Origin of the sequence: Cedecea colo, from assembly GCF_011808225.1 — a bacterium.
GTDB lineage: Bacteria > Pseudomonadota > Gammaproteobacteria > Enterobacterales > Enterobacteriaceae > Dryocola > Dryocola colo.
On the sequence record NZ_SOYS01000007.1, the window covers coordinates 189,977 to 215,191 of the forward strand.

General features: G+C 54.6%; 20 protein-coding genes and 1 pseudogene. 13 read left to right on the top strand and 8 right to left on the bottom strand.

Annotated features, from left to right (window positions below):
- The first annotated feature begins 9 nt into the window (after positions 1-9).
- The 6 genes from E2L00_RS15530 (at position 10) to E2L00_RS15555 (ending at position 10,820) form a co-directional block, all read left to right on the top strand.
- Positions 10-3,870, top strand: coding sequence for a cellulose biosynthesis protein BcsC (locus E2L00_RS15530; RefSeq protein WP_167613189.1), 3,861 nt, complete (start codon positions 10-12; stop codon positions 3,868-3,870).
- Entirely contained in the window at positions 3,870-4,337 is a 468-nt protein-coding gene (bcsD, locus tag E2L00_RS15535; protein WP_167613191.1) for a cellulose biosynthesis protein BcsD, read from the top strand. Before E2L00_RS15530 ends, bcsD begins: the two co-directional genes overlap by 1 nt.
- A 10-nt stretch (positions 4,338-4,347) precedes the next feature.
- Complete coding sequence (locus E2L00_RS15540; RefSeq protein ID WP_167613193.1) at positions 4,348-5,340, top strand: family 8 glycosyl hydrolase; 993 nt, start codon at positions 4,348-4,350, stop codon at positions 5,338-5,340.
- A gap of 325 nt (positions 5,341-5,665) precedes the next feature.
- Positions 5,666-7,660: a biofilm formation regulator HmsP gene (gene hmsP, locus E2L00_RS15545; RefSeq protein ID WP_167613201.1), complete on the top strand. Its 1,995-nt coding sequence runs from the start codon at positions 5,666-5,668 to the stop codon at positions 7,658-7,660.
- Between the two features lie 176 nt (positions 7,661-7,836).
- On the top strand, positions 7,837-9,123 hold the full coding sequence (locus E2L00_RS15550; RefSeq protein ID WP_167613202.1) for a dicarboxylate/amino acid:cation symporter: 1,287 nt from the start codon (positions 7,837-7,839) through the stop codon (positions 9,121-9,123).
- Positions 9,124-9,338: 215 nt separating this feature from the next.
- Positions 9,339-10,820 carry a M16 family metallopeptidase gene (locus E2L00_RS15555; protein WP_167613203.1) on the top strand — a complete coding sequence of 494 codons (1,482 nt, stop codon included), beginning with the start codon at positions 9,339-9,341 and terminating at the stop codon, positions 10,818-10,820.
- A gap of 155 nt (positions 10,821-10,975) precedes the next feature.
- On the opposite strand, the gene kdgK is transcribed toward E2L00_RS15555, so the two are convergent.
- Positions 10,976-11,908, bottom strand: a complete 933-nt coding sequence (gene kdgK / locus E2L00_RS15560; protein ID WP_167613204.1) for a 2-dehydro-3-deoxygluconokinase — start codon at positions 11,906-11,908, stop codon at positions 10,976-10,978.
- 232 nt (positions 11,909-12,140) lie between these two features.
- Here kdgK and pdeH point away from each other — a divergent pair, with 232 nt between their 5' ends.
- The 4 genes from pdeH to E2L00_RS15580 all read left to right on the top strand — a co-directional run bounded on the left by pdeH (position 12,141) and on the right by E2L00_RS15580 (position 15,676).
- A complete protein-coding gene (gene pdeH, locus E2L00_RS15565) occupies positions 12,141-12,914 on the top strand; it encodes a cyclic-guanylate-specific phosphodiesterase (protein WP_167613205.1) in 774 nt (257 codons plus the stop codon).
- A 64-nt stretch (positions 12,915-12,978) separates the two neighbouring features.
- Positions 12,979-15,045 (top strand): AsmA family protein, encoded by a 2,067-nt coding sequence (locus E2L00_RS15570; protein WP_167613207.1) that lies wholly within the window; start codon positions 12,979-12,981, stop codon positions 15,043-15,045.
- An 80-nt stretch (positions 15,046-15,125) separates the two neighbouring features.
- Positions 15,126-15,365, top strand: coding sequence for a type II toxin-antitoxin system CcdA family antitoxin (locus E2L00_RS15575; protein WP_167613209.1), 240 nt, complete (start codon positions 15,126-15,128; stop codon positions 15,363-15,365).
- A 2-nt stretch (positions 15,366-15,367) separates the two neighbouring features.
- Positions 15,368-15,676, top strand: coding sequence for a CcdB family protein (locus E2L00_RS15580; RefSeq protein ID WP_167613210.1), 309 nt, complete (start codon positions 15,368-15,370; stop codon positions 15,674-15,676).
- A 184-nt stretch (positions 15,677-15,860) separates the two neighbouring features.
- Here the strand turns inward: E2L00_RS15580 and E2L00_RS15585 are convergent, their stop codons facing one another.
- From E2L00_RS15585 to E2L00_RS15595, 3 genes are all read right to left on the bottom strand, one after another.
- A complete protein-coding gene (locus E2L00_RS15585) occupies positions 15,861-17,186 on the bottom strand; it encodes an MFS transporter (protein ID WP_167613212.1) in 1,326 nt (441 codons plus the stop codon).
- Between the two features lie 262 nt (positions 17,187-17,448).
- Positions 17,449-18,510, bottom strand: a complete 1,062-nt coding sequence (yhjD, locus tag E2L00_RS15590; protein ID WP_167613214.1) for an inner membrane protein YhjD — start codon at positions 18,508-18,510, stop codon at positions 17,449-17,451.
- Positions 18,511-18,561: 51 nt separating this feature from the next.
- Complete coding sequence (locus E2L00_RS15595) at positions 18,562-19,461, bottom strand: LysR substrate-binding domain-containing protein (RefSeq protein ID WP_167613216.1); 900 nt, start codon at positions 19,459-19,461, stop codon at positions 18,562-18,564.
- Between the two features lie 119 nt (positions 19,462-19,580).
- Between E2L00_RS15595 and E2L00_RS15600 the strand changes: the two genes are divergently transcribed.
- Positions 19,581-20,339 (top strand): SDR family NAD(P)-dependent oxidoreductase, encoded by a 759-nt coding sequence (locus E2L00_RS15600; protein WP_167613218.1) that lies wholly within the window; start codon positions 19,581-19,583, stop codon positions 20,337-20,339.
- 41 nt (positions 20,340-20,380) lie between these two features.
- Here E2L00_RS15600 and E2L00_RS15605 read toward each other — a convergent pair whose 3' ends face one another.
- From E2L00_RS15605 to E2L00_RS15615, 3 genes are all read right to left on the bottom strand, one after another.
- Positions 20,381-20,779: a YdeI family stress tolerance OB fold protein gene (locus E2L00_RS15605; RefSeq protein WP_167613220.1), complete on the bottom strand. Its 399-nt coding sequence runs from the start codon at positions 20,777-20,779 to the stop codon at positions 20,381-20,383.
- A gap of 81 nt (positions 20,780-20,860) precedes the next feature.
- Positions 20,861-21,190: a DHCW motif cupin fold protein gene (locus tag E2L00_RS15610; RefSeq protein WP_167613221.1), complete on the bottom strand. Its 330-nt coding sequence runs from the start codon at positions 21,188-21,190 to the stop codon at positions 20,861-20,863.
- 92 nt (positions 21,191-21,282) lie between these two features.
- A complete protein-coding gene (locus E2L00_RS15615; RefSeq protein WP_167613223.1) occupies positions 21,283-21,456 on the bottom strand; it encodes a DUF1127 domain-containing protein in 174 nt (57 codons plus the stop codon).
- Between the two features lie 176 nt (positions 21,457-21,632).
- Between E2L00_RS15615 and E2L00_RS15620 the strand changes: the two genes are divergently transcribed.
- Positions 21,633-23,051 carry an aminotransferase-like domain-containing protein gene (locus E2L00_RS15620; protein WP_167613225.1) on the top strand — a complete coding sequence of 473 codons (1,419 nt, stop codon included), beginning with the start codon at positions 21,633-21,635 and terminating at the stop codon, positions 23,049-23,051.
- Positions 23,052-23,225: 174 nt separating this feature from the next.
- Positions 23,226-24,866 (top strand): STY4199 family HEPN domain-containing protein, encoded by a 1,641-nt coding sequence (locus tag E2L00_RS15625; RefSeq protein ID WP_167613227.1) that lies wholly within the window; start codon positions 23,226-23,228, stop codon positions 24,864-24,866.
- 87 nt (positions 24,867-24,953) lie between these two features.
- Here E2L00_RS15625 and E2L00_RS22010 read toward each other — a convergent pair.
- Positions 24,954-25,082, bottom strand: a pseudogene (locus E2L00_RS22010) (Tn3 family transposase); the annotation flags it as partial.
- Positions 25,083-25,215: the final 133 nt, after the last annotated feature.

Genomic DNA, 25,215 nt, shown 5'->3' on the forward strand with positions numbered 1-25,215 from the left:
GGTAGCAAAATGAAGCATAAGAATAAAACCGCCGGAAATCTTTCCACGCTCTGCCTGTTTGGCGGTCTGGCGATGGGAACCTTTAATGGCGCTCAGGCGGCGGAAAATGACAATCCAGCGCTAAAAGCTTTGTTCGACCAGGCCAACTACTGGCATGAGAAGTCTCACGACAATCTGGCGATGGAGTCGCTAAAAAAAGTGTTGATGGTGGATGCCAGCAATGCTCAGGCGTTGTATCTGATGGCGCTGTGGTCGCAGCAGGCAGGCGATCTTAAAGGCGCTGCGCAGTGGCGTGAAAGGCTGGCGTCGGTTTCTCCGCAGGACAGCAATTTACAGGCGCTGGACAACGCCAGACAATTGCAGCAGGTGCCGCGTGGGCAGCTGGATCTGGCCCGTCAGCAGGCGCGCAGCGGCAACATTCCGGCAGCGCTGGCCACCTGGCGTTCGCTGTTTAACGGCGACCAGCCGCCGCCGAGCCTTGCCCCGGAATATTATCTGACGATGGCCGGCGACCAGGCTTTGTATCCGCAGGCGGTCAGCGGATTGCGCCAGCTAACCACCCAATATCCGCAGGATAACAGCGCTCGCGTCGCGCTGGGTAAGGTGCTGACCTATCAGGAAAGCACGCGTCGCGAAGGCATCGATTTGTTGCAAAGCATGGCGAGCGGCAGCCAGGAAGCGGATAAGTCCCTGCGCCAGGCATTGCTGTGGCTGGGGCCGCAGGCGGGCGACGAGCAGTATTATCAAACTTATTTACAGCGCCACCCGAAAGACAACGCCGTGCAGGACTATTTCCGTAAAAGTATTGGCGGAACGGCGAAAGGCGAGGGCTTCACCGCCCTTAACAGCGGCAATACCGACGCGGCGCGCAGCCAGTTTGAACAGGTATTGCAGACCAACCCGGAAGACGCCGATGCGCTGGCCGGGATGGGCTACGTTGCCCTGCGCAAAGGCGACTACGCCGCAGGTGCGCAATACCTGAACCGCGCGGCAAGCCAGGGCGGGGCAGCATCTGAAGAACGCAAACAGCAGGCTGCCGACGCCGAGTTTTACGGCCAGCTTGCCGGCGCGCAGGCGGCCTTTAAACAAGGCAACGTTAGCCAGGCGCTGGCGCTTAGCGCTCCGCTGGCGCAGCGGGCTGGCGAGCAGGGCACCGCAGCCAAACTGTTCCGCGCTGACGTGCAGCGTCACAACAAAGACTACACCGCCGCAGAGCAGACGCTGCGTGATGTGTTAACTGACCAGCCGAACAACGCTTCCGCGCGTGAAAACCTCTATTACGTCCTGCGCGAACAGAACAAAACGGCAGAAGCTCAGGCGATGTTACAAACGTTACCGACCAGCCTACAGGCGAAGCTTGCGCCGCGCCTGGAGGGTGGAAATCCTGCCGATCCGGTTCGTCGTCAGGCGCAGCAGGCGTCGGCAAACGGCGATCCGCAGCGGGCTATCGCCATCCTCCAGCAGGGCGTGGCGCAGTATCCGTCTGACCCGTGGCTGCGTCTGGACCTGGCCCGTCAGCTACAAAAACAGGGGCGCAGCGCCGAAGCGGCGAACGTTATGGCTCCGTCGTTTCGCAGCAATGCGAGCAATACCGAACTGTATGCCGCAGCCCTTTTTGCCAGCGAAAATGACGCCTGGCAGCAGTCGCAAACGCTGCTGTCGCGTATTCCGGCCTCCAGCCAGAACGGCGATATGCGCGAGCTGTCCCGCCGCGTGAACTACAACCTGCAAATGGTGGTTGCCGAACGCTATCTGGCACAGGGCGATACCACCGCGGCGGCGAATACGCTTAAAGCGCTGGCCGTGCGCCCACCGCAGAGCCCGGCAGACGCGGGGAAACTGGCGCGCATGCTGGCGCAAAGCGGTGATGTGAATACCGCCGTCAGCATCGTGCGGGACAACATGCGCCGTGGCGTGCAGGGCAGCGCCGGTGATTATGCGGACCAGATTAGCGTGCTAAACCAGGCGGGACTGGGACGTGAAGCGCAGGCGTGGCTTGCCAGCCCGGAACTGCAATCGCGCAGCACGACGACCCAGCTGGCGAACATTCGCAACGGCTATGTCATCAACGAAGCCGACCAGCTTCGTACCCAGGGCAATTACGCGGCGGCTTACGACAAGCTAATCCGCGCGATGCAGAGCGATCCGCAGAACACCGATCTGATGTTCGCCATGGCACGCCTGTATCAGTCCGGCAAAATGAATAAAGAAGCGGGCGTGGTTTACGACTATCTAATGACGCGCGATACGCCGGAGCAGGACGCTCGTACAGGCGCTATTGATGTGGCGTTAGCCAGCAACGATGTGGACAAGGCTAAGCAACTGGCGGCCGGGTTACGCAAAGACGACACGCCGCAGCGTTTGCTGCTGCTGGCTCGCGTCTCGGAAGCTGAAGGTAATCACCAGCAGGCGATGAGCTATCTGCGTACCGCCCGCGGCAGGCTGCTTGGCTTGCAGGATTCAGGGAGCGAGACGGCGCCAATGCTCGGCGGTCTGGCACTAGCGGATAATCCGTTTGTGGGTACTTCCAGCCGTAGCGCGCAGCCAACCTCTGCCTCGCTGTATGGCGAAGCGATGCCGTGGCAGGTAGCGCAGCTGACGCGTAATCCGCAAACCGCGCCTCCGGGCACAACGCGCACCGATCTGCCGGTCGAAAGCGCACAGGCCGGCACGTTACGCCAGGTGGACAATATGATGGAACAGCTGACCGACAAAACCGCCACCTGGGCGCGCGGCGCTGTTTCCGTACGCGGGCGCGACGGTGAAAGCGGCCTGAGCAAGCTGACTGAAATTAAATCGCCGCTGCAGTGGTCGACCGTGCCGTTTGGCGATTCGCGCTTTGATCTCAACGTCACGCCGGTCAGCCTGAACGCGGGAAGCTCATCCGAAGAGTCCAGCCGTCGCTTTGGCACCGGGGCGCTGATTCAGGGAGAGGTGGGCGAGGGGTTGTATAACGCTTCAACCACCACGCCGCCGACGCTGCCGGATATCGACAAAATCAAAGTCCCGTCGCAGGGCTCGCAGAACGCTTCTGGCGTGGAAGTAGGCATGGCGCTGACCGGGGACCAGTACAAAATTGACGTAGGTTCCACGCCGCTGGGCGCGGATCTCAATACCGTCGTGGGCGGCATTCAATGGTCACCGCAGCTGACGGATTACCTTAAGCTGGTGCTGACCGGCGAACGTCGCGCCGTAATAGACAGCCTGCTGTCGTATGTCGGCGTTAAAGACAAATACAGCGGCAAGAAATGGGGCCAGGTTACGAAAAATGGCGGCAGCGCCCAGCTCAGCTATGACAACGGCGACGCCGGCTTCTATGCCGGGTTCGGGCTGTATAACTACCTGGGCGAAAACGTGCCGAGCAACAGCAACGTAACCGGGTCGGCGGGCGTTTATCTGCGTCCGTTCCACTCAGAGGACCGCGAGCTGAAAACCGGCATCAGCATGAGCTACATGGATTTCTCCAAAAACCTCAGCTACTTCAGCTACGGCCAGGGCGGCTATTTCAGCCCGCAGGATTATGTCAGCGTCTCCTTCCCGGTGGATTACACCCAGAAGTTTGATAACTGGAAGCTGGGCGTGGGCGCATCGCTGGGTTATCAGTCCTACACTCAGGACGAAAGTCCGTACTTCCCGGGGGATGCGAAATTGCAGGGACAGCTCGAAGAGTATGTGGCTAATGGTTTCGCCAAAGAGGCGTACTACAGCGGCGGCAGCGAAAATGGCCTCGGCTATAACCTGCGCGCGACGGTTGACTATAAAATTAACAAAGACATGACCATGGGCGGCCAGGTGGGTTACGACACCTTTGGTGATTACAACGAGAGTACCGCGCAGGTCTACTTCCGTTACTTGCTGGGGAACAAATAATGAACGATCAACAACTGCTGCACTATTTCCAGAACCAGCAGGCGCAGCCGGGCTGGTTTTCGCTGATCCATATTATGATCGACGGCATGGTGACTAACGTAGGCGAGGCGCAAAGCCGTCCTTTCCTGGTGCAGATGGGCGAGACGCTGGGCACGCGCTTCCCGTTAACGCTTGCGCGAACCGTGGGTGAACTTGAGGCGCAGATAAATGTTCAGCTTGCCGCCTTCAACTGGGGCTATATTGATATTGAGGCCAGCGAAACGGCAATGCAGATTCGCCATATGGCGCTCCCCGTTCCCGCTGAAGAAGCGCAGCAGGCTGCCTGGAACAGCGCCTTTAGCGCCGTGCTGGAGGGGCTTTATGCCCGCTGGCTGCGTGACCAGGGCGGAAAGCCGCATGTTTCACTGTGGCGTGAGGCATCACCATCGGCCACGGTGGTGCATTTCAGATATCAAAACAGCAGGTAGAGGTGGGCGAATGTGGCAGCGATGCAGGGTGCTGATGGTGGCGATAATCGCGTTGGTTATCAGCCAGCAGGCGTTGGCGGGGCAGGCATGGGACAGCTATAAAAGCCGGTTTTTGATGGCGGACGGTCGGATTATCGACACCGGCAATAACGGCGTCAGCCATACCGAAGGCCAGGGATTCGCCATGATGATGGCGGTGATGAATAACGACCGTTCAGGCTTCGACAAAATCTGGCGCTGGACGGAAAAAAATCTGCGAAACCCGGCTAACGGCCTGTTTTACTGGCGCTATAACCCGGCGGCAGCGGACCCGATTGCCGATAAAAACAACGCGACGGATGGCGATACCTTTATCGCCTGGGCGCTGCTAAAAGCGGGCAATGCCTGGCATGATGATGGCTATCTACAAGCTTCGGATAGCATTGTCAAAGCGCTGGTGGAACATAACGTCGTTAACTTTGGCGGCTATCGCGTTATGCTGCCGGGCGCGAAAGGCTTTAATCTTAATAGCTACGTGAATCTTAACCCGTCCTACTTTGTCTTTCCGGCCTGGCAAGATTTTGCCAACCGCAGCCATTTAGTGGTCTGGCAGACGTTGATTAACGACGGGCAGAAGCTGCTGGGGAAAATGCGCTTCGGTAACACGCAGCTTCCGGCTGACTGGGTTTCGCTGTATGCAGACGGGCACGTCGCGCCAGCCAAAGAATGGCCTGCGCGTTTTAGCTACGACGCGATTCGCGTGCCGCTCTACGTGAAGTGGTTTAATCCGACAAGCCCGCTGCTGGAACCGTATAAAGCCTGGTGGGGACGTTTCTCGCGCACCCAGACGCCCGCCTGGGTCAACGTTACTACCGACGATCCCGCCTCTTACATGATGGACGGTGGTTTGTTGGCGGTACGCGATCTGACCATGGGGGATTTACCCGCGGGCGAACCGCAAATTACCTCTCAGGAAGACTATTATTCTGCGAGCCTCAAGATGCTGGCGGAACTGGCCCGCTAGTTCGTTCGGGGACGAGAGTCCCCGAACGGGAAACGCTTACTGCGAATAAGCGTAGCGCCATCCGCGCCGGGCGAATCTTGAGGAGCCAGATTTTCCCTATTCTCCCGCGCAGCACTGCCTTAAACCGTCGACAATGCAGTATACTCAGCCCGCATAAGATTATGCTTATACTCGTCATGCTTCGAGCTGCTGGAGCGTTGTCCGCACTCACTTATCCCCGACACTTACTTATAGTAAGCCTCCGGAGATTCATGAGCTTGCCGCCTGCCAGCAACGCGAATGATGCAGAGTATGTCAGGCGGGCCAGAAACAGCGGAGAGTAAGCTTGCGAGTCAGTCGTTCCTTAACGATTAAACAAATGGCGATGGTGTCAGCCGTCGCCGTGGTGTTTATTTTCATTTTTATCGTCGTGCAGCTTTTTCACTTTGTGCAGCAAAGCCGCTACGACACCGCAAGCCAGATGGAAAAAATTGCCCATTCGGTGCGTCTGCCTCTGTCTGAAGCCGTCCTGAAAGCTGATATTCCTCAGGCGGAGGCTATTCTTAATCAAATCCAGCCTTCCGGCATTATCAGCCGGGCGGATGTGGTGCTGCCTAACCAGTTCCAGGCCCTGCGCAAAAGCTTTGTGCCAGAACACGCGATTCCGGTCTGGATTGCGCGTCTGTTTGAGCTGCCGGTACAAATTTCCCTGCCGCTTTATTCATTAGAACGCCCGACAAACCCGCAGCCGCTGGCCTACCTGGTGCTACAGGCGGATTCCTGGCGAATGTACAAATTTATTATCAGCACCATATCCACGCTGCTAACCACTTATCTGCTGCTGGCGTTGATTTTATCCGTGGCGATCAGCTGGTCAATTAACCGTTTGATTATCCATCCGCTGCGTAAGATTGCCCGCGAGCTGGATGACCTTAGCCCGCAGGATGCAGGCGGGCATCAGCTTAAGCTGCCGCCGCTGCATCACGATGACGAGATAGGCATGCTGGTGCGCAGCTACAACCGTAATCAGCAAATGGCGCTGCGTCTGCATCAGGAAATGAACGTGACGAGCACCCGTCACGCGGTGACGGACCTGCCTAATAAAGCCCTGCTGCTGGCGCTGCTTGAGCAGCTGGTGGCGAGCGAGAAAAATAATGTGCTGATGGTAATCAGCAGCGAAACGCTGGGCGACGCCGCTGGCGTGCTTAACGAAGAACAGCGCGAAACGCTGCTGCTGACAATGGTGGGTAAAGTCAAAGCGTTGCTGCCGCCGCGGATGGTGCTGGCGCAGCTTAGCGTGAACGACTTCGGGATTATCGCCCACGGTATAAAAGACGCCTGGCATGCCATGGCGCTGGCCCAGCAGCTTATGGCGGCGCTTAATGAAAAGCTGCCGATTAACGGGCTACAGCTCAGGCCCACCGCCAGCATTGGCATCGCGATGTATCACGGTGGGCTTACGGCAGAGCAGCTTTATCGCCGTGCGGTGTCCGCCGCGTTTTCCGCTCGTCGTCATGGTAAGAACCAAATTCATTTCTTCGATCCGGAACAGATGGAGAATGCGCAGCGTCGGCTGACGGAAGAGCACGACATCCTGCATGCGCTTGAACAGCAGCAGCTGGCGATTTGGCTACAGCCGCAGGTGAATATGCGCAGCGGCGAGACGGTGAGCGCGGAAGTGCTGCTGCGTATGCAGCAACCCGACGGCTCCTGGGCTTTGCCGGAAGGGTTGATTGAGCGCATAGAAGCCTGCGGGCTGATGGTGACTATCGGCAGCTGGATACTCGAAGAGTCCTGCCGCACGCTTTCAGCCTGGCAAAAACGGGGCATCGCTATGCCGCTCTCCGTTAATCTGTCGGCGCTGCAACTGCTGCACGAGAAGACAGTGCCGTCGCTGCTGGAAATGCTTGCGCGTTACCGCATTCAGCCCGGCTCGCTGATTCTGGAAATCACGGAAAGTCGCCGCATTGATGACCCGGATGCCGCGGTGAAAATCCTGCGTCCGCTGCGTAAAGCGGGGGTGAGGATCGCGCTGGATGATTTTGGTATGGGCTACGCCAGCCTGCGCCATCTGCATCATATGAAGTCCCTGCCGATAGACGCGCTGAAAATCGATAAAAGCTTTGTCGATGGCCTGCCGGAAGATGGGGCGATGGTCGGCGTGATTGTCGCCATGGCTAAAACGCTCGGCCTGAAGCTGGTCGCTGAAGGCGTGGAGCTGGCCGCTCAGCGCGACTGGCTGCTGGCCGAAGAGGTGACCATAGCGCAAGGCTATCTGTTCTCTAAGGCCCTGACGCTTGAAGAGTTTGAATCCCGCTATTTATCTGCGCCGATTGAGTAACATCTTTGTTGTAAATGTTATTGGGCTGGCGCGTGCCAGCGCAATAATTTAACAATTTTGTTGCCAAATTAGCGCTGTATCACGTCCCGCATTTTTTCTGGGTGTTATTTTTTCAGCCGCGAGCCGTAAGGCAAATTAACGCGGCGTTACGGAAATTTTCCTCTCAAGGACACCCTATGAAAATCTCTCTCTTCAAAAGCCTTTATTTTCAGGTGCTGACCGCAATTGCCATAGGTATTTTGCTTGGGCACTTTTACCCGGAACTGGGCGCACAGATGAAACCGCTTGGCGATGCCTTCGTTAAGCTTATTAAAATGATCATCGCGCCCGTTATCTTCTGTACCGTGGTGACCGGTATTGCGGGTATGGAAAGCATGAAAGCCGTAGGGCGTACCGGTGCGGTAGCGCTGCTCTACTTCGAAGTGGTCAGCACCATCGCGCTGATTATCGGCCTGGTGGTGGTTAACGTGCTGCAACCGGGCGCCGGGATGAACGTTGATCCGGCGACGCTTGATGCCAAAGCCGTGGCTATGTATGCCGAACAGGCGCAGCAGCAGGGCGTGGTGGCATTTCTGTTAGATGTGATCCCCGGCAGCGTGATTGGCGCCTTTGCCAGCGGTAACATTTTGCAGGTGCTGATGTTTGCGGTGCTTTTTGGCTTTGCGCTGCATCGCCTGGGCCATAAGGGCCAGTTGATTTTTAACGTTATCGAAAGCTTCTCGCAGGTCATTTTCGGCATCATCAATATGATCATGCGCCTGGCGCCGATCGGTGCTTTCGGGGCGATGGCGTTTACCATCGGCAAATACGGCGTCGGCTCGCTGGTGCAGCTCGGTCAGCTCATTATCTGCTTCTATATTACCTGCATCCTGTTTGTGGTGGTGGTGTTGGGTACCATCGCCCGCTTTACCGGCTTTAACATCTTTAAGTTTATCCGCTATATCAGCGAAGAGCTGCTGATCGTGCTGGGCACGTCGTCCTCCGAGTCCGCGCTGCCGCGTATGCTCGACAAAATGGAGAAGCTTGGCTGCCGCAAATCGGTCGTGGGGCTGGTTATCCCGACGGGCTATTCCTTTAACCTGGACGGGACGTCGATCTACCTGACGATGGCGGCGGTGTTTATCGCCCAGGCGACCAACAGCCACATGGATATCTTCCATCAAATTACGCTGCTGGTGGTGCTGCTGCTCTCTTCCAAAGGGGCGGCGGGCGTGACGGGAAGCGGGTTTATCGTCCTCGCAGCGACCCTCTCCGCCGTGGGGCATTTACCGGTGGCGGGCCTGGCGCTGATTCTCGGCATCGACCGTTTTATGTCTGAAGCGCGTGCGCTGACTAACCTGGTCGGTAACGGCGTGGCGACGATTGTCGTGGCGAAATGGGTTAAGCAGTTGGATGAAAAGCAGCTTAAAGAAACGCTTAGTAATAAACATTCCGCCAAAAAAGTGACCGAAGTCTCTCCTTAATCCCCCCAATTACCCGCAGCGACTTGCCCTCGCTGCGGGTGGCTGCGCATAATTACCCCTCATTACGGTAGCTGCTGGCTATTTTTTTATTTTTACGTGACGTTTTCGCACAAATGCGGTCAAACGGAATGGTGAAACGTCACCAACGTCGGCTTGTCAGGTAAGTCTGCGCCGTCGTTATACTTTTTAACCAGGAATGTTTCTCAGGGGTTCACATGCAGGGCACCAAAATTCGACTCTTAGCTGGCGGATTGCTGTTGGTCGCCGCCGCCGGTAATGTGCAGGCAGAAACGCTACAGCCCGACCCGGCATGGCAGGAAGGCCAGCTTGCAAACGGTTTTCAGTGGCAGGTTCTTGCTACGCCGCAACGCCCCAGCGACCGTATAGAAGTTCGTCTGTTGGTCAAAACCGGCTCCTTAACTGAGAGCACCCAGCAGAGCGGCTACAGCCACTTTTTACCACGCCTGGCACTGACGCAACACGGCAGTCTGCAACCTTTGCAGGCTCGTTCTTTGTGGCAACAGAGTGTGGACCCAGCGCGTCCCCTGCCGCCAGCTATCGTCTCTTATGACTTCACGCTGTTTAATCTCAGCCTGCCGAATAACCGCAACGATTTGCTCAAAGAAGCGCTGACGTTTCTGGCAGACAGCAGCGGCAATATGGCGGTGAGCCCTGAAACCGTAGATACCGCTTTGCAAACGCAGGACATGGTCGCTACCTGGCCGATGGATACCCAGGATAGCTGGTGGCGCTATCGTCTGAAAGGCTCTACGCTGCTGGGCCACGATCCTGCCGAAGATTTAAAACAGCCGGTCGATGCCGCCCAGCTCAACGACTTCTACAAAAAATGGTATACCCCGGACGCCATGACCCTCATCGTGGTCGGAAACGTGGACAACCGCAGCGTTGCTGAACAGATCAATAAAATCTTTGGCGGACTGAAGGGCAAACGCGAAACGCCAGTCCCGGTGCCAACGCTTTCCCCGCTGAAGCCTGAGCCGGTCAGCCTGATGACCGGAAGCGTGCGTCACGATCGCCTGTCGCTGATGTGGGACAATCCGTGGCAGCCAATTCGTGATTCCGCAACGCTGCTGCGTTACTGGCGTGCCGACCTTGCTCGTGAGGCGCTGTTCTGGCACGTGCAGCAGAACCTCAGTAAAGGAAATGCCAAAGATCTCAATCTGAGCTTTGACTGCCGCGTGCTTTATCAGCGTGCGCAGTGCGGCATCAACCTGGAAACGCCTAACGATAAGCTTAATGGCAATCTGGCAGCCGTAGGGCGCGAGCTGGTGCGCGTGCGGGATAAGGGGTTGTCGCAGGAAGAGTTTGACGCGCTGATTGCGCAGAAGAACATGGAGCTGACGAAACTGTTTGCCACCTACGCCCGCACCGATACCGATGTGCTGATTAGCCAGCGCATGCGTTCGCTGCAAAATCAGGTCGTGGATATCGCGCCGGAGCAGTATCAGAAGCTGCGCCAGAATTTCCTCCATAGCCTGACGCTTACGATGCTTAACCAGGACCTGCGTCAGCAACTGTCGCAGGATATGTCGCTGGTGCTGCTGCAGCCGCAAGGTGAGGCGGAGTTTAATATGAAGGAGCTGCAGGCGACGTGGGAGAAAGTCATGATGCCTCCACATGCGCAGCCGCTGACGGATAACCCTAAGCAGGATGTATCGGATATTCCGCCCGCGTAGCGATCTTTACCCTCTCCCTGCAAGAGAGAAGGGTAAAGAGAGCGTCCTTCTCCCTTGCGAAGGAAGAGGGAAGAAAAAAGCGTTCTCTTTCCTTTATAAGGGAGAGGGTGAAAGAAAATACCCTCTTCCCTTTAAAAGGCGGAGGGAATGACGTATTAAGCTGGCATCGCCGCTTCGGGAATAATAGCCCCACGATACTGGATCACGGTGCTCGCCGTTAAGTGCCCGCGTTTTGCTGCCGCTTCGGCGTCCCCGCCGGTAAGCCGCACGGCCAGATACCCGGCGCTGAATGAATCTCCGGCCGCGGTTGTATCAATCACTTTTTCTTTCGGTAATTTTATGGCAGGCACTTCCAGGAGCGGTTCGCCCTGAATGGCAACCAGGCAAGACTCTGCGCCGCGTTTAATCACCACTTCGCGCACGCCTGCTGCCTGAGTGCGGGTAATGACTTCTTCCGCCGGTTTCTCGCCCCACAGTAGATCCTCATCATCCAGCGTCAGGAAGGCGATATCTGTATAGCTCAGCATCTGCTGATAAACCTTCTGCGTCTCTTCCTGGCTCGACCACAGGCGCGGGCGATAGTTATTGTCGAAAATTACCTTGCAGCCGTTAGCGCGCGCTTTGCCCAGCAGCGCCATTAATTTTTCCCGGCTGGCCGGATTAAGAATGGCAAGGCTAATACCGCTCAGATAGAGATAGTCGAATTGCGCCAGTTCAGCGCAGATCGCGTCGGCCTGCTCGCTTTCCAGCCAGAAACGGGCTGCCGCTTCGTTACGCCAGTAATAGAAGGTGCGTTCGCCGCTGGCATCCGTTTCGATGTAATACAGACCAGGCAGACGGTGTTCCAGACGCTGGGTGAACGTGGTGCGCACGTTCTCTTTTTGCCACGCATCCAGCATCTGCTGGCTGAAGTTATCTTCTCCCAGCGCGGTAACGTAGTGAACTTCAAGGTCGTTTTCCGCAACCTGACGGGCAATATAGACAGAGGTATTAAGGGTGTCGCCGCCAAAGCCGCGGTTAACTTCCGCACCTTTTTGCGACAGTTCAATCATACATTCGCCGATAACGGCAATTTTCCGGGTTGGCATAAGTTAATACCTGTGTAAGTGGGATGACGAATAGTGTGAGGCGTGCCCAAAAATGAGTCAACCGATTTAAAACGGCGTTTCGGAAAAACAAGAGCCGTGCCAGCTTGTTGATGAGGATATGGAAATTTACGCAGACCGCTTTGCGCTGATGATGAACATAAAGTTATCAATCGTAACGCCGATAACCTTTCGACGGGCCATCTGAGTTATCAAGTCAAACAGGACATGCAGGATGAAGTTGAAGCAGATCACTCACCGGCTTAATACGGCTGAAGCGAGTGTCGAAAGTTTGCAGGAAAGGCGGTTTTGGTTACAGTGCGAGCGGCACTATACCTTTCAGCCAATTTATAAAATTGACGGGACGTTGATGGCAGTGGAGCTGCTGACCGTTGTGACACATCCGAGTGAGAAAGAGGTCCGTATTCCTCCGGATCGTTATTTTTTGTCTATTTCTACACGTAGCCGATTAAATGTAATTGAAGAACAGTTGCAGCTGCTGGAAACGTGGCAATCCACTTTCCTTGAGCACGGTATTCTTGCCTCGGTAAACGTCGATGGTCCTACGCTGATGGCGATGAAACATCACCAGCCGATTCTGGCGTTTATCGATAAGCTTCCCTGGGTGCGTTTCGAACTGGTAGAACACATTACTCAACCGCAGGCAGCGACGCTTGCTCGTATGCAGGAGTTCGGCCCGCTGTGGCTTGATGACTTCGGCACCGGTATGGCGAATTTCTCAGCGCTTAGCGAAGTGCGATACGACTACATCAAAGTGGCGCGCGATCTGTTTATCATGCTGCGTAAAAGCGATGAAGGCCGCAATTTATTTACTATGTTGCTGCAATTGATGAACCGCTATTGCAAGGGCGTGATTGTCGAAGGAATTGAAACGTTAGATGAATGGCGTGATGTTCAGGCCTCACCGGCCTTTGCCGCCCAGGGCTATTATCTGTCCCGTCCCGTTCCGTTTGAAAATCTGAAAAACGTACTGATTCGCCTTCCCTGATGCCGTTTTGGCTACCCTAAACTATCTTTAGTTAAGGTAGGCCACGTCGGGAAGAGGGAAAGGCATGTCAAAAACCGGTAAAATTATCAGTGCAATAGTCGGAATTTTATTGTTGTTGGTGGTGATAGCTATCATCGTGATTGCTACGTTTGACTGGAATCGACTCAAACCGACCATCAACCAAAAAGTCTCGACGGAACTTAACCGTCCCTTTGCCATACGCGGTGATTTGGGCGTGGTCTGGGAGCGTAATAAAGAAGAAACCGGCTGGCGAAGCTGGGTGCCCTGGCCCCATGTTCATGCTGAAGATATTATCCTCGGAAATCCCCCTGATATTCCTGAAGTGACTATGGTGCACCTGCCGCGTGTGGATGCCACCCTTGCGCCTTTGGCACTGCTCACCAAAACCGTTTATATCCCGTGGATCAAGCTTGTAAAACCCGATGCGCGGCTGATTCGCCTGTCCGAAAAAAATAATAACTGGACGTTTAATCTGGCAGGTGACGAAAACAAAGACCAGAAACAGGCGCCGTCTGCGTGGTCGTTCCGCATGGATAATATTCTGTTTGATAAAGGCCGCGTTTCCGTTGATGACAAGGTGTCGAAAGCGGACATGGTGATCATCGTCGATCCGCTCGGTAAGCCGCTGCCGTTTAATGAAGTTTCGGGTAAAAAGCCAACCGGAAAAGACGCCGCAAAAGCGGGCGATTACGTGTTTGGTTTGAAGGTGGACGGACGCTATAACGGCGAGCCGATTGAAGGCACCGGTAAAATCGGCGGCGTGCTGGCGTTGCGTAGCGAAGGTGACACGGCCTTCCCTGTCCAGGCGGATGTCCATTCCGGCAACTCTCGCGTTGCGCTAATCGGCACCGTTAACGACCCGATGAAAATGGGCGGCGTCGATCTGCAACTGAAGTTCTCCGGCGATTCGCTGGGTAATCTCTACGATCTGACCGGCGTGCTGTTGCCGGATACGCCGCCGTTTGAAACCGACGGGCACCTGCTGGCGAAAATCGATACTGAAAAAGGCTCGGTTTACCGCTATCAGAACTTTAACGGCCGTATCGGCGACAGCGATATTCACGGCTCGCTGACGTACTCCCAGGGCAAGCCGCGTCCGAAGCTTGAAGGTGAACTGGAATCCAGACAGCTACGGCTGGCGGATTTAGGCCCGCTGATCGGCGTGGATTCCGGTAAAGGCGCGCAGCAGAGCAAAAAAGCCGAAGAGAAAAAAGGCGAAAAGACGGTTCAGCCTGCCGATAAAGTGCTGCCCTATGACCGCTTTGAAACGGACAAATGGGACGTGATGGATGCGGACGTGCGCTTTAAAGGCAAGCGTATCGAACACAGCGGTACGCTGCCGCTTAGCGATCTCAACACCCATATCATCCTCAACAATGCCGATCTGCGCCTGGATCCGCTCAAATTCGGTATGGCAGGCGGCACCATCGACGCCAATATCCACCTCGAAGGCGACAAAAAACCGATGCAGGGGCGGGCGGAAATTCAGGCGCGCCGCCTACAGTTAAAACAGTTAATGCCAAAAGTTGAGACGATGCAGAAAACGCTTGGCGAACTGAACGGCGATGCGGACATTCGCGGGCGCGGTAACTCGGTGGCAGCGCTGCTTGGCAGCAGCGACGGTAACCTCAAGCTGCTGATGAACGACGGGTTAATCAGTCGTAACCTGATGGAGATCGTTGGCCTCAACGTAGGCAACTATATCGTCGGGCAAATCTTTGGCGATGACGAAGTGCGGATTAACTGCGCCGCTGCGAACCTGGATTTACGCGGCGGGATAGCTACGCCACGCATCTTCGCGTTTGATACTGAAAACGCTCTGATTAACGTAACGGGCACCACCAATTTCGCCAACGAGCGGCTCGATTTAACCATCAACCCGGAAAGCAAAGGGATTCGTATTATTACCCTGCGCTCGCCGCTCTATGTACGCGGCACGTTTAAAAACCCGGATGCTGGCGTGAAAGCCGGGCCGCTGATTGCCCGTGGTGCAGTAGCCGCCGCGCTGGCAACGCTGGTCACGCCTGCCGCCGCGCTGTTGGCGTTAATCTCGCCGTCTGAGGGCAACGATAATCAGTGCCGGAACATCCTGGGGCAGATGAAGAAATAAAATTGCTCAAAGTATGACCCCGCTTATATAGTGCTAAAAGCACGTGTGTGCAGCACGTGCTTTTAGCAAGAGGTAATACAATGAGTGCCGCAATCAAAAGCCGAAAACGAACCGTAAGTGTCACCATAGACGATGAGCTTTACGCGCGCGCGCGCGCGCATGGTCTTAATTTGTCGCAGCGCCTGAGCGTTGTTATTGCTCAGGACCTTGAGGAAATCGAACGTCAGCAGTGGAAGCAGCGTAACCGTGAGGGACTGCTGGAACTCAATCGCATCACGGAGCAGTGTGGAAACTTTGCTGATGAACATCGGAAGTTCTGATCGTGCAATATTATATTTACCGCAACGGCAGTGCTAACAAGCGCTACTCTTATCTTATTGACGTACAAAGTGACCTGGTTGATTTACTCACTACAAGAATAGTCATTCCTTTGCTGCATTCCTCCTGTGCTCAGGCAAAACTGCCCGAACGGATTTGCCCTGTTGTGGAAGTTGAAGGCGAGCGTTTCATCGTAATGACCCATGAAATGGCCAGTGTCGATAAGGCTATCCTTCGGGAAGAAGCAGGAAGCGCGATGCCCTGGCGGGCAGAGATTAAGGGCGCAATGGATTTTATTTTTGATGGTTTTTGAAATAACAGCGCGGCTTTAAACCGCGCTCGGAACATTGGCAAAGTTTATCGTTTTTAAAGTACGTTAATTTGGATTAGTAAAAGCAGAGGATTATGTTTGCTGACCTACCTCAAACAGCCGAAAACCACGTTTTTCGGCTGTTTGTCATCAATCTGAGCGCGGCTTTAAACCGCGCTGTTTTGTATTACAAAGAATGGTGACGCGTCTCTTTAGTCAACAGCAGCGCAATCAGCGTTAGCGCTGCCATTGCGGCCAGATAGACGCCTACATAGAACAGGCCATAGTTTGCCTGTAGCCAGGTGGCGATATACGGCGCAACGGACGCCCCCAGAATTGAAGACATGTTGTAAGAGAAAGATGCGCCGGTATAACGCACTTCCGTTGGGAACAGCTCTGGCAGCAGCGCGCCCATCGGACCAAAGGTCAGCCCCATCAGGCTCAGGCCGATCAGCAGAAACGCCATTACCAGCGTTGAATTCCCCGAACCCAACAGCGGCTGGAAGAGACCCAGGGCAAAGATAATTATCAGGCTGGTGATTACAATCATGCACTTACGGCGGCCAAACATGTCGGCCAGATAGCCCGCAATCGGCACCATCACACCAAATCCAATCACCGCCATCATCAGCATCCACAGCACGTCGTTGCGCGAGAAGCCAAGGCCAACCGGTACGGCGGCGGTGCTGAAGGTCATGGAGTAGACCGTCATGATGTAGAACAGCGTGTAAGTGGCGAGCATGATAAACGTGCCCAGAATAGTCGCCTTCAGGTGTTTCGTCAGAAGCGTACCCATCGGCACTTTTACCTGCTTGCCCGCTTTGGCGATTTTGGCAAACACCGGCGTTTCATGCAGCGAGACGCGAACATACAGGCCGATGATGACCAGAATCGCAGACAGAATAAAAGGTACGCGCCAGCCCCAGGCCATAAATTGCTCGTCGGTCAGCAGCCAGGAGAGCAGCAGGAAGGTGCCGTTAGCAAAGAAGAAGCCAATCGGCGCGCCCAGCTGCGGGAAGGAACCGTAGAGTGCGCGTTTACGCGGCGGAGCGTTTTCCGTTGCCAGCAAGGCCGCACCGCCCCATTCGCCGCCCAGGCCCAGACCCTGTCCGAATCGCGCAAGCGCCAGCAGCAGCGGAGCCATAACGCCGATGGTGGCATAACTCGGCAGCAGGCCGATCACCACGGTAGAAATCCCCATCGTCAGCAGTGAAGCGACAAGCGTTACCTTGCGGCCTACGCGGTCACCAAAGTGGCCAAACAGCGCGGAGCCAATCGGGCGGGCAATAAAGGCGATAGCAAAGGTTGCCAGCGACTGTAGCGTTGCGGCTGTCGGATCGCCCTGCGGAAAGAAGATGTGCGGAAAGACAATCACTGCCGCAGTGGCATAAATGTAAAAGTCGAAGAACTCAATGGCCGTGCCGACCAGAGAGGCAACGACAACTTTTCCCCGTGAGTTAACCGGCGTGGCGTCAGCCTCGCTCTCGATAGTTGTGGCAATGGATGCTTGCATAATATTTTCTTATTTATTGGACGAACGAACGGCCATATTACGCATAGCAAAAGCCTTATTTCAATGCGGCTTCCGTGTCGGTTTTGCGCGAAATTTGTACATAAAGCGGATAATTTTCAGTCCCGCTGGGATGGTTCTATAATATGCTGGATAATGGCTATAAGTTAGCGCATAACACTGCTTCTTGGTTAAATAAAAGTTACAGCCTGGATTTATGTGCTGGTTTGCTTTTCCTCTCCCGAAGGAAGAGGAAAAGAGAAGCTTAATTGTGCGATTTTCCCGGCATACGCGGGTCGTCTTTATACTCGGCGGTGGCAATCCACGCCGCACAGAATAGCGTGAGCCGCGCGAAGAAATAGAAGAACGCCATTAGCCCTAATACAGAGCCAAAAGCCGCGCCGGACGGCGAACTGACCAGCTTAGGCAGGCTGTAGGTCATGATTATCTTGATTGCCTCAAAACCAATCGCCGCGATGAATGTACCGCGTATCAGCGCTTTTTTACGCGGGCGATGGCGCGGCAGCCGCCAGAATATCCAGAAGAAAAGAAGATAGTTGGCGAAAATGGAGATAGTAAGACCAACCAGATACCAGGCCGGTTTGAGCCAGTCAATGCCGTCCAGATGCAGGAAGCTGATGATTGTATCCTGCGCTGAGCCGGCAATAGAGGTAATCGAAAGGGTAACAATCAGCGCGATCAGCAGGCCAATCAGCGAGATAAAATCGCGCAGGTACTTCATCCAGAATTTCTCATTATCCTGCGGGTTGCGTTCCCATTTATCACGCGACTGGGCGCGTACGGCCTCGCGTAGGTTGCCCATCCAGTTAACGCCGGAATAAAGCGCAACCAGAAGACCCACCAGGCCGACCGCTGTGCGCTGCTGCACGGCGGTACTTATGGTGCTTTTCAGCGTAGTGGCAAGCGTCGGGTCGCTGACGTTTTCGAGGATTTTATTAAAGATATCCTGTAGCAGCGTAGGGTGCGAGGCGAGGATATAACCCCCGGCGGCAAAAGCCACCATCATGATGGGGATCAGGGATAAAAACGAAAAGTAGGTTATCGCCGCACCAAACTGGTTGCCGAGACGATCGTTAAACCGCTCGGTGGCACGCAAAAGATGCGCTACCATCGGACGCCGGGCTACTTTATTTACGGTGGCAATCGTTTCGTTTACCGTTTCGTTACCGGTGGTGATGTTGACCAGCGGTGCCGGCTCATCGGGTTGCCCGGCGGGGAGGCTTTCGGGCTTAGGCTCCGTCTGAAATTTGGCGACGGGTTCGTAATCGAGCGAGTCGGTAGGGCGGTTGTCCTGCTTGTCCGTCATTAAATTTTCCTTATGCATTGTCTACATCTTAAGAAAATTATAGCCGCAACGTTAATCAACATAGGCTTTCATTACGTCCGTTAGCCATTCCATAAAGAGATGTACGCGGCGCGAAAGGTTGCGGCGATGCGGATAAAGCAGCGAAACAGGCATCGGGGCGGCGCGATATTGCGGCAGAATTTCTACCAGCTTTTTGCTTTTCAGCAGTGCTTTGACGCCAGTACGCGGCACCTGAATAATCCCCAACCCGGCGAGGCAGGCCGCGCGATAGGTTTCGGCACTGTTTACGGTGATGACGCCTCCGGTTTTAATCCATTGCGTGGTTTTATCGGCCACAAACTCAAACCCTTGCGGACGCGTGCCGAGGTTTAATGCGTAATGCACCACGGCGTGAGAGGCGAGATCGTCGAGGTTCTCCGGGTAGCCAAAACGCGCCAGATAATCGGGGCTGGCACAGTTAATCTGCGTTAGTTGGCCAAGATTTCGTGCGACCAGGCCGGAATCTTTTAACTGGCCCACCCGCACCACGCAGTCAAAGCCTTCACGTACGACATCCACCAGCCTGTCGCTGCTGGAAAGCTCCAGTTCAATGCCGGGATACTGCTGTAAAAAGGCCGGTAATTTTGGCAGGACGAGATCCTTCGCCACCGATACCGGCATATCTACACGCAGCCGCCCGCTGATGCTCGAAGGATCGTGCAAAAAAAGACCGTCGAGTTCTTCGAGGTTCGCCAGTAAATCCCGGCAGCGTTCGTAGTAAACCATTCCATCCTGAGTAAGCTGAACGCGGCGCGTGGTGCGGTAGAGCAACCGCGTGCCAAGCAGGCTTTCCAGCGCCTGAATCTGTCGCGATACGCTACCTTTAGGAAGCCCAAGGGTGTCTGCGGCGCGGGAAAAACTCTCCAGCTCAGCTACTCTGAGGAACAGCTGCATTGCGTGTATTTTATCCACTTTAGCCACACATTGTTGTTTGTAGTGAAACAGTGATGCGTAATTGGCAACCTTTATTGATTTTGTAGCAGCTAATAAGCTTTATCTCAATCACCTGACAGCAACCATTGGGGCAAATCATGCAGCAATCTATCGCGTTAGTAACCGGCGGGAGCCGGGGATTAGGTAAAAATGCGGCGCTGAAGCTGGCGGAGAAAGGAACCAATATTATCCTGACCTATAACGGTAAACAGGCTGAAGCGCAGCAGGTAGTACGTGAAATCGAGCTAAAAGGCGTGAAAGCGGTGGCTCTTCAGCTGAACGTCGCCGAAAGCGCCGGTTTTGCAAACTTTGCAGCAGAGGTAAAACAGCAGTTACAACATGTCTGGCAACGCGACTCGTTTGATTATTTATTAAACAATGCGGGAATTGGCCTCGATGCTGCGTTTGAAAAAACAACGGAAGCGCAGTTTGATGAATTAATGAACATCCACCTGAAAGGGCCTTTCTTCCTGACGCAGCACCTGCTGCCGCTGATTAAAAACGGCGGACGCATTCTGAACGTATCAACCGGTCTGACCCGTTTTGCCCTGCCGGGCAAAGCGGCGTACGCCGCCATGAAAGGGGCGATGGAAGTGCTGACGCGTTACCAGGCGAAAGAACTAGGCGCGCGGGGCATTGCGGTAAATATTATTGCGCCTGGTGCTATAGCGACAGATTTCGGCGGAGGCGTGGTGCGTGATAATGAACAGGTCAGCAACGCTATCGCTGCGCAAACTGCTTTGGGTCGCGTCGGGCAGCCGGACGATATTGGAAGCGCGATGGCCGCCATTCTGAGCGATGAACTGGGCTGGGCGAACGCGCAGCGCATTGAAGTGTCAGGCGGGATGTTTTTATAGAGGTTAGGGTGGATAATGTTTTTCCACCCTACGTTCAGCCCTTACTGTTTCTGAAAATGATCCACTTTCATTACGACAGGCTTCTGTTTCTTATCCAGCGTGCCGTTAATGGCGACCAGTTCGTCCGGGCTAAGTTTTCGATCGCCGAACACGGCCTGCGGGATATGGACATCAAGGGTGCCAGTTTTATCTCTGAACTGGTATCTGTCTTCACCCGTTTTTTTAATAATGTTGCCGAGCAGCGAGATGGTTGCTCCGTCGTGCATCGCTTTCGCCTGTACGATCGTCATCCCTCTGGCGTCTTCCATGCCGCGATAGCCCTTATCCATGGCATGAGGTGATGGAGGAGCAGCATCGGTTTTAAAGCCACCCTGATCGTCTGCCATCACCGGCAGGCTAAGTACGGCGCTGAGGCCCGCTATTACCAGAACTTTCTTCATAGGTACTCCTTAAACTTAAGCTTCGGATTACACCCGTTAAGCCTGGCATAAGGTCAGCGAATCGTCTTATAACTGCGCGAGTTAATCGACAATAAACAACACCGCGCCGCTCGGCGTGGAGGAGCGGTGCGGCTCGGCATTGTCGGCAACCTGATAGCTCATACCCGGCGTGAGCCTAAACTGGCGGCCATCTTCAAGCTCCGTGTTCAGCTCCCCGCTCAGGCAGAAAAGCACATGTCCTTTCCGACACCAATGATTGGCCAGGTAACCAGCGGTATATTCCACCATCCGCACCCTGATTGGCCCGAACCGTTGCGTACGCCAGAATGCTTTACCGGTAATACCGGGATGTTCGGTTGCGGGCAGGCTGGCCCAGTCGGTGGTAGTAAAAGGTAACTCGTTGATTTGCATTTTTAAGCCTTGTTATCTGCCGATGGGGAATTTTCCATCATTATTATCAGCAAAAAAATAACGGCGCCAGAATCAGGCGCCGTCAGGGAAGGTTACTTCCAGCGTGACAGGTCATCCTGCGTGAGTCCGATGTCGCGTAATTGTTCCTTACTGAGCCCCTGTAAAGTCCGGGCGTGCTGGCGCTGCATCCATTTTTGCCGGAAGTAACGATAAATCATCACAAAGCCATAAAAGGGTTTATAGGGGCGATTTTCTTCATAACCCATGATGTTTCTCCTCTTGTCGCGTTGAGGTTCATCATGCGCCGTCATACAGATCGCAGACAGATTCAAAAATCACTTTTATTTAACATACACAAAGGCTAAAACATGATCTGAATGGTGTTTTTTCCACCGCTCTGTACTGGTTTGGGGATCTGTATGGTTAATCGTGAGGATACAGCATGACGCGTTATCAACATCTCGCCACTTTGCTGGCGGAACGCATCGAACAGGGGCTATATCGCAGCGGTGAGCGGCTACCCTCGGTGAGAAGCCTCAGCAGCGAGCACGGCGTCAGCATCAGTACCGTTCAGCAGGCCTATCATATCCTTGAGGACAGACAGCTTATTTCACCGCAGCCGCGTTCGGGCTATTTCGTTACGCAACGTAAAGCGCAGCCGCCGGTTCCGCAGCTAACCCGCCCGGTGCAGCGTCCGGTTGAAATTACCCAATGGGATGCGGTGCTGGAGCAACTGATCGCTCGTGAAGGAGGCGGTGTCGTCGCCTTCGGCGGCGGAACGCCGGATGTAACGCAACCCACCATCAAGCCTTTGTGGCGCGAGTTGAGCCGCATCGCGCAGTATCAGCAGGCTGAACTGCTCGGCTATGACAGTATTTACGGGATGCGCGCGCTGCGCGAGCAGATTTCCCGTCTGATGCTGGACAGCGGATGCATTGTTACGTCCGAAGATATTCTTATCACCACCGGCTGCCATGAAGCGCTGTCGATTGCCATTCGCGCCGTCTGCGAGCCGGGCGATATCGTGGCGGTGGAGTCGCCTTCATTTCACGGCACCCTGCATAAGCTGCGCGCGCTGGGCATAAAAGTGATTGAAATACCAACGGATTCCGTGACGGGCATCAGCATCGAAGCGCTGGAACTGGCGCTGGAGCAGTGGCCAGTCAAAGCGGTGATCCTGGTGTCGAACTGCAATAATCCGCTCGGTTTTATCATGCCGGAAGCGCGTAAAAAAGCGGTGCTTACTCTCGCGCAGCGCTTTGATATTGCGATAATTGAAGATGATGTTTATGGCGAGCTGGCCTTCGAATATCCTCGCCCGATGACGATAAAATCCCTTGATCTGGACGGTCGCGTGCTGCTGTGCAGCTCATTTTCTAAAACGCTTGCGCCGGGGCTGCGCATAGGCTGGATTGTGCCGGGGCGCTATCTCGATCGGGCGCTGCATATGAAATATATCATCACCGGTAGCACCAATACTTTTGCACAACTGGCGGTGGCGGAGTTTATTCGTAACGGTAATTACCACCGCCATCTTCGCCGTGTGCGCCAGCATTACCAGCGAAACCTCGACGTATTAACGAACCGGGTACGGCAGTATTTTCCGAGTGGCATCTGCGTCAGCCGTCCGCAGGGCGGTTTTTTAATGTGGGTCGAGCTGCCGGAAAATATCGATATTGTCTCAGTTTGCTGCGCTCTGCGGGAGGAGAATATTCATATTGCCGTCGGCTCGCTGCTTTCCGCATCGGGAAAGTATCGTAATTGTCTGCGCCTGAGCTATGCTTTGCCAGTAGATGATGCAATCGAAGCGGCGCTGCGTAAAACGGGTGAAGCGTTAAGCTATGCTCTGGAAAATGCTTAGCTTTTCCCCTCTTTTTACGGCATAGGCCCCAGGGCTGTCGCGTTAAAATTCGCTTTAATGGCGCACCTATACCCGCAGCCAATAACCATAAAAATTAACATCACTGATGAACGACGCGGTCAGATAGCGTCAGGCGCTTATGCGCCAGTTACCTTACTATAAATAAGGATAATTATGACCAGCAACGCACAGCTGCTGACACGGGATAAGTTTGAGACTTGCCTGAGTGTGATTCGTCAGGCGTCGTTACAAATCCTTCCATTACTTAAAATTCGCGCCGCGGATGGCAAAGATCCACAATGGTTTTTTCAACAGCTCGAACAGGCCCGGCAGGGTATGGGAAGCTGGGCCGCGGTGGCGCGTCGCCTTAACCTTAACGATGCGGAAATCTCGCAGTTCACGCTGTTGTTACGTCATCTGCAGCAGCTGGTGCCGCAGTATGAAAGCGGACAGGAGGTCAGCGATAACCAACTGATCTCCGCGCTGCGCTTTGTGAGTTATCTCGAACTTGTGCGCAGCAAGCAGCCGCTGTTGGGTTATGCCACCGATTTATCCGTCGGGGGCGAGGAGCAGCAGCTGGTGGCAAAGCGGCAAATCCGTGCGCTGGAGCTGATGCTTCGCGGGCTGATTAACAGCGCCTGGGGCAGCCAGTCGCAGCTGGTCAACCAGCTTAAAAGACAGTTTGGCGGCGATAAAGTCCGGCGCTGGCTCAAAAACGCCGAGCGTGGGGATATTCTCAGCGGCCTGCGTTTTAGCGAACTATCGCTTCTTGTGGTGGATAAAAAGGAGTTTGTCCGCCACTACGCGGCGCTCTATCAACATGCCCCTCAGCTTAGTTTTCTTATCGACAAGCGCAAAACCCTGCAAACCTTTCTGGATGATATTCGCCAAATCCGCAACGATCTGATGCATCAACGGCCTCTCACCTCGGTGCAAATTGCCTTACTGGATAGCTGTTACCGGGAAACCAGCGCGCCGGTTCAGCGTGCGTTTGATGAAGGGCGTACAAAGGTCAATCCTGCGGTTTTGCTGGCGGGAGAAGAGCCCGAGCTGCAGGAGTTTATCGCCCTGGCTCAGAAAAAACATGAGGCCAACGGCGGCGATAACGAAGAGGTCAGGGATACCATCGAAGGCCCGGAGTTGCGCAATGCCAACAGGCATCACGACGTTGCGGAGACAGCGTTCGTAGCGCTCTGGGGCATGGTCGGCGTGGCGATTATCGGGATAGTGGTTTTCGCGTTATTCATCTTCAGTGATACGACACCTTCCGCACAAAATGCTGCTACGCCGCAAATGGTGACGAAGGTGATGGCCGCTGACCATGTCACTGAAAAAAACAGCCCGCGCGACATGCTGGCAAATATGGGTATTAGCTGGGATGAAAACAGCCTGCATTTGGCCATTACGCGCGGAGATTCACGCGTTATCCGGCTGTTTATGCAAGGCGGGATGAACTGGAAAGCCTCTTACGCTGAGGCTGCTCTGGCCGCAGATTACCGCGACGCGCTGACGACGTTGCTGCAATATCGCAAGCAAATGGATGAGGTTCGTCCTTGCCGCAGGATAGTAACTACCACCAGCCAGGCGATGAAAGACGGGCAAAGCCTGACCTCAATGCGCAAAAATTTTCTGCAAACTTTTTGCAGCACGCCGGGCGTTGTAAAACGGCAGAAAGAAGAGCTTGAAAGAGCCTTGCTGCGCCAGGCGGCCCAAAAGAGGCGCTATGACGAAGCCAAAGCGCAGGGACTGCGGCCAGAACCGGTAAGCACGGATGAAGTGGATATCCAGCAGGCGATTTATAACGCGATGCGGTGAAGTCCGGCGCATTTTTTATCCACCCTGCACGTGTTGTGTAGGGTGGATAAGCGAAAGTGTAGTAGTCAAGTAATACTGGCCACGGTTTTACAGTAAGAGCGGTATCTGTTCTGCAAGTGTGAGTGTGTAGTGTCCCAGCATATTGATATGCGCATGCCTCAGAGGCGAAAGTCTGGCTTCATCCTCTTCATTAATGGTTTCACCTTCATTGTGCAACTTTGGTCATCCTCTGGGCGAGATGCGTCTGGTGAGCAGAGTTTTTGAAATGTAAGGCCTTTCAGTAAGATAAAAGGCTGCCTCATCGCGAACTTTGTAACGGTGCCGATGGACTACATCTGCCAGCAATATC